This window comes from Flavobacterium suncheonense GH29-5 = DSM 17707, assembly GCF_000430025.1.
Lineage (GTDB): Bacteria > Bacteroidota > Bacteroidia > Flavobacteriales > Flavobacteriaceae > Flavobacterium > Flavobacterium suncheonense.
The window spans coordinates 1-6,339 of sequence record NZ_AUCZ01000023.1 but is presented as its reverse complement, the minus strand read 5'-3'; the positions used below and the strand labels follow the sequence as shown (position 1 = coordinate 6,339).

The 6,339-nt window shown below is 33.7% G+C and carries 5 protein-coding genes; all 5 read right to left on the bottom strand.

All coding sequences use genetic code 11. From position 1 onward, the window contains the following. Positions 1-474: 474 nt before the first annotated feature. Positions 475-3,735 (bottom strand): T9SS type A sorting domain-containing protein, encoded by a 3,261-nt coding sequence (locus G498_RS15845; RefSeq protein ID WP_161625341.1) that lies wholly within the window; start codon positions 3,733-3,735, stop codon positions 475-477. A gap of 138 nt (positions 3,736-3,873) precedes the next feature. Beyond that, positions 3,874-4,407: a DUF6252 family protein gene (locus G498_RS0109580; protein WP_026980969.1), complete on the bottom strand. Its 534-nt coding sequence runs from the start codon at positions 4,405-4,407 to the stop codon at positions 3,874-3,876. A gap of 218 nt (positions 4,408-4,625) precedes the next feature. Beyond that, complete coding sequence (locus G498_RS0109575; protein ID WP_131387715.1) at positions 4,626-5,222, bottom strand: DUF6705 family protein; 597 nt, start codon at positions 5,220-5,222, stop codon at positions 4,626-4,628. 13 nt (positions 5,223-5,235) lie between these two features. Further along, the gene (locus G498_RS0109570) at positions 5,236-5,673 is read right to left on the bottom strand and encodes a hypothetical protein (RefSeq protein WP_154656451.1); all 438 of its coding nucleotides are present in this window, start codon (positions 5,671-5,673) and stop codon (positions 5,236-5,238) included. A 68-nt stretch (positions 5,674-5,741) separates the two neighbouring features. Beyond that, positions 5,742-6,339: hypothetical protein (locus tag G498_RS15840; RefSeq protein ID WP_035754199.1), on the bottom strand; the 598-nt coding region annotated here is incomplete at its 5' end.

Sequence of the window (6,339 nt, the reverse complement as noted above, 5' to 3'; positions counted from 1 at the left end):
GTGTAAATTTTTAATTTACACTTGTTGCAAATTTGAGATGAATATGATTTCAACGATTTGCGTACTGAGTTTCCAGTATTGCTTTTACGTTTAGTTTTTTACGTACCAATTTTTACAACGTTTTTCCACAATATTTTTCCACAACAATTATAATTGATAGTTATAAAATTTGATGGAAAATTTATTTGTGGAAATCGTTTAGGTTCTGATTTTTGCGCGCGCAATGCAACTGATTTATAACGTCCCGCCGGCTTTCTGTCAGTGGCGGTTTTTATTACTGACGTTTAATAATATACCGAAAAGTAATTAAGAAAAAACTTCTTTTTGAGAAGAAATGCAAGCACTAACCATTCCAAAAAATCCTCAAACCCGCCATTGTAGAAAACCGCTGTTGTATGAAGCCTTTATTTTTGAGTTAATAAGTAAAAAAAGAACCCTTTTACGTTTGTTTTGTAAAAGGGTTTTATTATGAATTTATTTAACAATGATTACTTCACGTTTTATTTTTCCCTTGCTTGTGAATACATTCAAAACATAATGTCCTCGTTTAATATTGACATTTATTTTAGTTTCTTTGTCTTTCATTTTATTGAAGTGAACTTGGTTACCGAATAAATCATAAATTCGTATTTCAGATTCAGTTTTTTCATCTTCATTCATTTTGCCTTCATATCCAGGAATCTCACCACAAGGGTCGCCAGGTGGAGGTCGCATAATAATATTCATTTCTCCATTTTCTACAGGATTAGGATAGACATATAAATTATCCTCACAAGGATTTGTACCTCCGCCACCGGGTGTGTAGACATTTATAATTTTATGTGAAATTCCGTTTTCTCCGCAACTGTTTTTAGCCACACAATTAACCACATAAGTGCCTTGACAATTTCCCCAGTTAATAGAAGCTGTATTTGTAGTGGTTGTTATACTTGAACTGTTACTTCCAGAAAATTTCGGCAATATTGTTCCTTGAGGACAAGTTATAAAACCATTACTGTTGGTTGTACAACCACAATTAGTTGAAGAATTATATATAAACCAATAATATTGTGTTGCTCCGGGTACAGCCGATACCGAATGTGTACTTGTGGTATTAACAGATACAGTATTGTAACCGCCATAAATAGTATTGTCTTGCACATTTGGTTTACCAATCCAAACTTGTTTAGTGACGGTTGTTGATCCGCATTTAGAATTGCCATAAGTTGCTGCAATGGTTACATAACCGGAATTATTTGTATCTACTTGGTTAAGTGTTAATTCATTACCATTTGTAGTATACGTAACTAAAGAATTACCTTCAGTAATAAACCAATTTACTGATGTTGCTTCGTTTGTTACAGAATAAATGCCTGTTGTACATAAATATGCACTCCCTGTAATTTGAGCATTGGAGCAAAATGAGGAACAGTCTGCTATTTCTGGTGTAAGACCTGTATTTAATTCAGTTCTCAGCCAGTTTCCATTCCTTCTGTTAAAACTAATATGCCTTGAATTATTATTGTTATGGTTGAATTGATCAAAATGAGTTACAAAATTTTGAAATAGTGTGTTTTTTGGAGCAGAAGGAGGTAAAGCCCCTACATAACTTTTTCTATAATCAGTGTCATTCAGTAAAATTGTTCCTTTACCAATATCTAAAGCACTGGCTGTTGGAATAAAACCGAAAGAATTAGAAGTGATTCCACTCAAAGGTAACTGGTTAGGATTTGTCTTTTGTTGACCACCACCGTAAATGTCGTATGGTAAATACCCTGCTGGTTGATTTACATTCATGTTTGTAACTGTTATGGAAACAGGGATAAACCAAAATATTTTTTTCTTGTATTTTATGCTTCCATGGTAGATATTCTTACTTTGACTTAAGGTTGTCATATATTTTGATTGAAAATCTATTTCCCAATAAGATTTCCCCGGAAAAAGGGCTGTAACTACAATTAAAGGATTTGTAAGAACTGTTCCGTAAACAGCATCTAATAACCCTATGTAATTTGACAAAAGGGTATCTCTGCCAGCGTCTTTTACATAACTCATAATATTGCCATTGTCAACTTGCGGAACACCACACTCGCTACCGTTTGCTATGGCAATGTTTCTAATAGACTGACCTGCATATCCTTGTGGATATCCTAATTGAGATAATTCTTGTTGCCAAGCATCGTGAATGGTATTGTTTATTTGGTAACTATTAGTCACCCAAGTGTATTGCATTTGTCTTGCAGCTGGAACATCTGCCAATGAAAAAGCCTGCAAAGGAGTTATAAAAGGGTCTACCGACGTATTACCACCAAAAAGGTTTATTATATTTGAAAAGTCTTCTGCAAAATTATATATCATAGGCAATACGACTTCTCCTGATAAAAATGGAATTGGAGTGTTGATGTATAAATTACGTAAATGCCTTGCCGAATACTGAACACTCAATGGGGTGTTTGCTCCTAAATGTGGAGCATCATGTGAAACATATAGGCGGGTGTCATGATTGAAATTTCTGTTTAGTTCAATATCTCTTAATGCGTAACGAGCTATTAAACCGCCCATGCTTTGCCCCAATACTACGTTTTGTTGACCACCTGTTTTGTTCTGATTAACCCATTTGATAACTTCTTCTAAAACAAAGGCATTTCGCTGTATAAAATCTACTCCATTATTCCAATCGACATATATAATATCGTAAGTGTTTGTTTCTAATGGTAGATTAGAACCAGAATTGTTTATATTAATAATGAAGTCTTCGATATTGTTATCTCCGGCTTCTTGTTCAGGATTTAAAATTATACCGGTATCAAAACCTTCGGCTACAATAAGTGGTTTGGTGATAGTTGTGCCACCATTTGCAGTTTTAATATATACCGTGGCACTACCGTACCAACCATTATATGGAACGGTAGCAGTTATTGTGGTTTTGTAATAGTCAGATAAGTTATTTGTGAGATTGTTAGTTACGGATTGGTTTTGTGTCCATTCGGTAGCATTTATCCCTTCTTCTATTTGAATTTTCGAATGACTTAACAAAGTTTGTCCATTGGTTAGCGTGATTTTATATTTCCATGTATATGTGTTTGTTTGGCTGTAATTTACGTTTATTAATTGGTCTAAAGTAACTAATCTGTAACCTAAACCATCTTCAAAATCAATTTGCAAATTTTGGACCGTTGTAGGATAATTTGATAAAAACAGATTAGTTGGGATTTTAACATTTACATTGAGTCCTTTATACTTGGTTATTGAAGGCGCCATTGCAAAAAGTGTTTTTTCTTCATAAGGATTTTGCCATATTCCACTAACAAATTTATCTGAAAATTGATTGTTGCTGTAATTCAGTTTGTTAGGATATGCATTATCTGCAAATCGATTGTATTTAAAATATTGTCCGCTCAAAGTAATTGTTCCCTTTTCACGTTGCGTATACCATCGTGTTGCATATTCTTCAGGTGTTATAAAACCAGTTGAAACGTTGCTACGTACTCTGCACATCAAAAGTGTTTTGTAAATATCTGATAGGGTTTGTGAAGTAGTTACCGTTGAATCTGTTAGTGTTCCGTTAAAGGCTTGTAGATTAGTGAATTCCATGCCAAAATCAAGAAGAATGCCGTGTGGAACACGGTTTTTGTCTAAATTTTGAAAAACCTGCAAAGTTTTGGTTTTAAACTCGGTATTGTTAACTTGCTGTCCGTAAATGACGGAGGTAAAAAAACAAGCCAACAAAATTGTAATGAAATTTGTTTTACTCACATTCTTTCGAGTGTTTTTTTGTGTTCGTGAATCGAAGATTTCATAAATTTGCGTGTTGATTAAATAAAAGTGAGACGTTATTTTGTTAACATTGAAAGGCTGTTCAAGTTTTGGACAGTCTTTCTATTTTATAGGATATTAATAATTCCAATCGAATCTACCCTGTCGTATTTCAACGGTTTCCCCATTAGCATTAACAGCATCAAACCAAAATGTACCAGAAATAATCGAGTTTTGTAAATCCAAATGAGTAATTTTTAATTCTCCAGTTTTAACAACGGAAGTAAAATAGCGGTTACTTGCTCCAATGTCAAAGTTACCTCCACCGCCTATGAAATCACCATCATCTATTACATTTTTATTCAATAAATAAGTTTCTCCAACTTGTAAATCTATCTGCCTTGTTTGTACGCTAACTGCTTTAGGCGTGGTGCCTCTATAATCAAAAAAGGCAACATTAAAAAAGAACTCTCCGTCAATATACTGATAGAAACAATTAACTTCTGGGTTTATGCCTTCTGCATGAGGTAAAAAAACATTACCATTTACAAGGCAACCCACTGTATTTGCACCTGTTTGGGTTTCGGGCGGTAGTTGTTCGTTGTGGTTGTCATCATTGTTACAGCAACTTAAAACAAAAGTGGTAATAAAAAGTAGAATTAATTTTTTCATTGTTGTAATGTTTTTCCAAAGATAAACATTTCATATTAATGTAGTATTATTTTTACGTTTAGTTTGTCTAAGGTTTCATACAACGTTCCGGCGCTTTGTGAAGTTGCAGATTTTTAGCAACTACCATTACAAATATAGATTGAAATTTAGTTAAAAAACAGAAATTGCAGATACAAAATGCACCTGCAATTTCACAAAACCTTTGTTGTAAGTGGTTTTTATTGTTTTATCATTAAATATTCCCCATAAGGTACTCTAGGTTCAGTAGGTGCGCCGTTATAGGGCAACATTACTCCATCATTGGCAAAAACGGTTACTGTCATCTTATTAGGATTACTCTCGTTTAACAAATACCGTAATATAATAGAAACAGATAAATAATCCCTTTGGGGGTCATTAAAATGTAATTTAAATCTTCGTTCATTTTGAGTGCAATCATTACATAATACAAAAATGTTATTAGGAATAATTTGTCTTCCTGAAATATTGTGATAACGACCAGTAATTGAAGGGTCATTTAGAACTGGCAGAGTGTTAATCAGCTCTATTCCGTTTTTTACATATTTATATTCTCCTATTAGTAAATCCTCGTAAAACTCCCCATCAAAAACATTTTCCTTTTTTTCTAATGTAATGGTTAAAGTAGTGTTACCACTAGTAAATTTCCATGTTCCTACAAATTTATTCATTTCATCAAAAGTGTCTTTAAAATAAGCTCCAGTAGATGCATCATCATAATAAGTATTTAGTGGAACTACTTGTGCTTTACATGAAAATGACATAAGAGCTATTAGAATATAAAGTATATTTTTCATAATTATTTTGTTTTTAATTACACGGTATTTCGTCTATGTTAGTATTGTCTGTTGCTAGTTCCAGTTTTTTCCATTTTTCTTGAACATTGGGTGTTCCTACGTTAAATTGTTCCATTTCATATAGTGTTACACCCAAATTTTGTTCTTTAAGAAACTGCAAAAAAGTACGCTCATATTGTGCCTTTGTACCGCTAGTACCATTGCAAAATTTCATGTACTTATTTTCCAGTTTGTCGCCAAATTTTTCCCATTTTGACTTGTCACTATGAATTTCTTCTATTTCTTGTAGCTTTGTAATATCATCAATTTTAATAGCATACGTGTAATAATCATCAGCTATTTTCACTGTCATAACACATACAAATAGGTTGTCTCCACTTGTGTTAAAAGCATTTAAAGCATAATTTTGGCGAATTTTATATAGTGAATAAATATCATCATGCGAAAACATAGGAATATGTATTCCATTATTTGGATGAGTATGTATCGTACCAAATTGATAGCCTCTTGGAGGGAAGTTTACGTGGTTATTTGCTGTTGAGGGTGTATAGTTGGCATATGGGCCATATAATGAGTAATTTCCTTGGTTGTAAAAACCATATCCCCCTCACCACTTGGATTAACATTGTTGCTCATATTTATCACTGCTGTCCTAATACGAACGTCTTGACTATCCATATATGGATTTGTTGGATAAGTTGGATTTTTTGTTAGTTTATTTAATTCATTACAAGGCGTATTTCCAGTTTGAGTATCCTCAAGCATAGGACAATTCACTCGGGGGTCACACGGAGGAGCAGGATTGTTATAAACAGGGTGTGTATTTCCATTTCCATTAGAACCACCTTGATGCGGGTCTGGCGGACCGCCACCAGCACCACTATAATCATAACCGCCTCCAGAGCCTGCTGAAGTAGTGCATAGAACATCTACAGTTTGCCAGCTTCCAACACACGATTGAGAAGGGTCAGGAACATGACATTTGGTATAATTTCCGCCTAAGATACAACATTGGAATTCCAGTAATCTTATGCATACCATACCTTGCTTAGCTACTTCATCAAATGGCTCGTTATTAAAAATAATAGGAGTGACTACATGTTTTTTTTCTAATTCG

Coding starts and splice junctions, on each gene's coding strand:
- G498_RS0109580 (WP_026980969.1), bottom strand. CDS start 4,407: ATGAAAAAATTAATTCTACTTTTTATTACCACTTTTGTTTTAAGTTGC.
- G498_RS0109575 (WP_131387715.1), bottom strand. CDS start 5,222: ATGAAAAATATACTTTATATTCTAATAGCTCTTATGTCATTTTCATGT.
- G498_RS0109570 (WP_154656451.1), bottom strand. CDS start 5,673: ATGTTTTCGCATGATGATATTTATTCACTATATAAAATTCGCCAAAAT.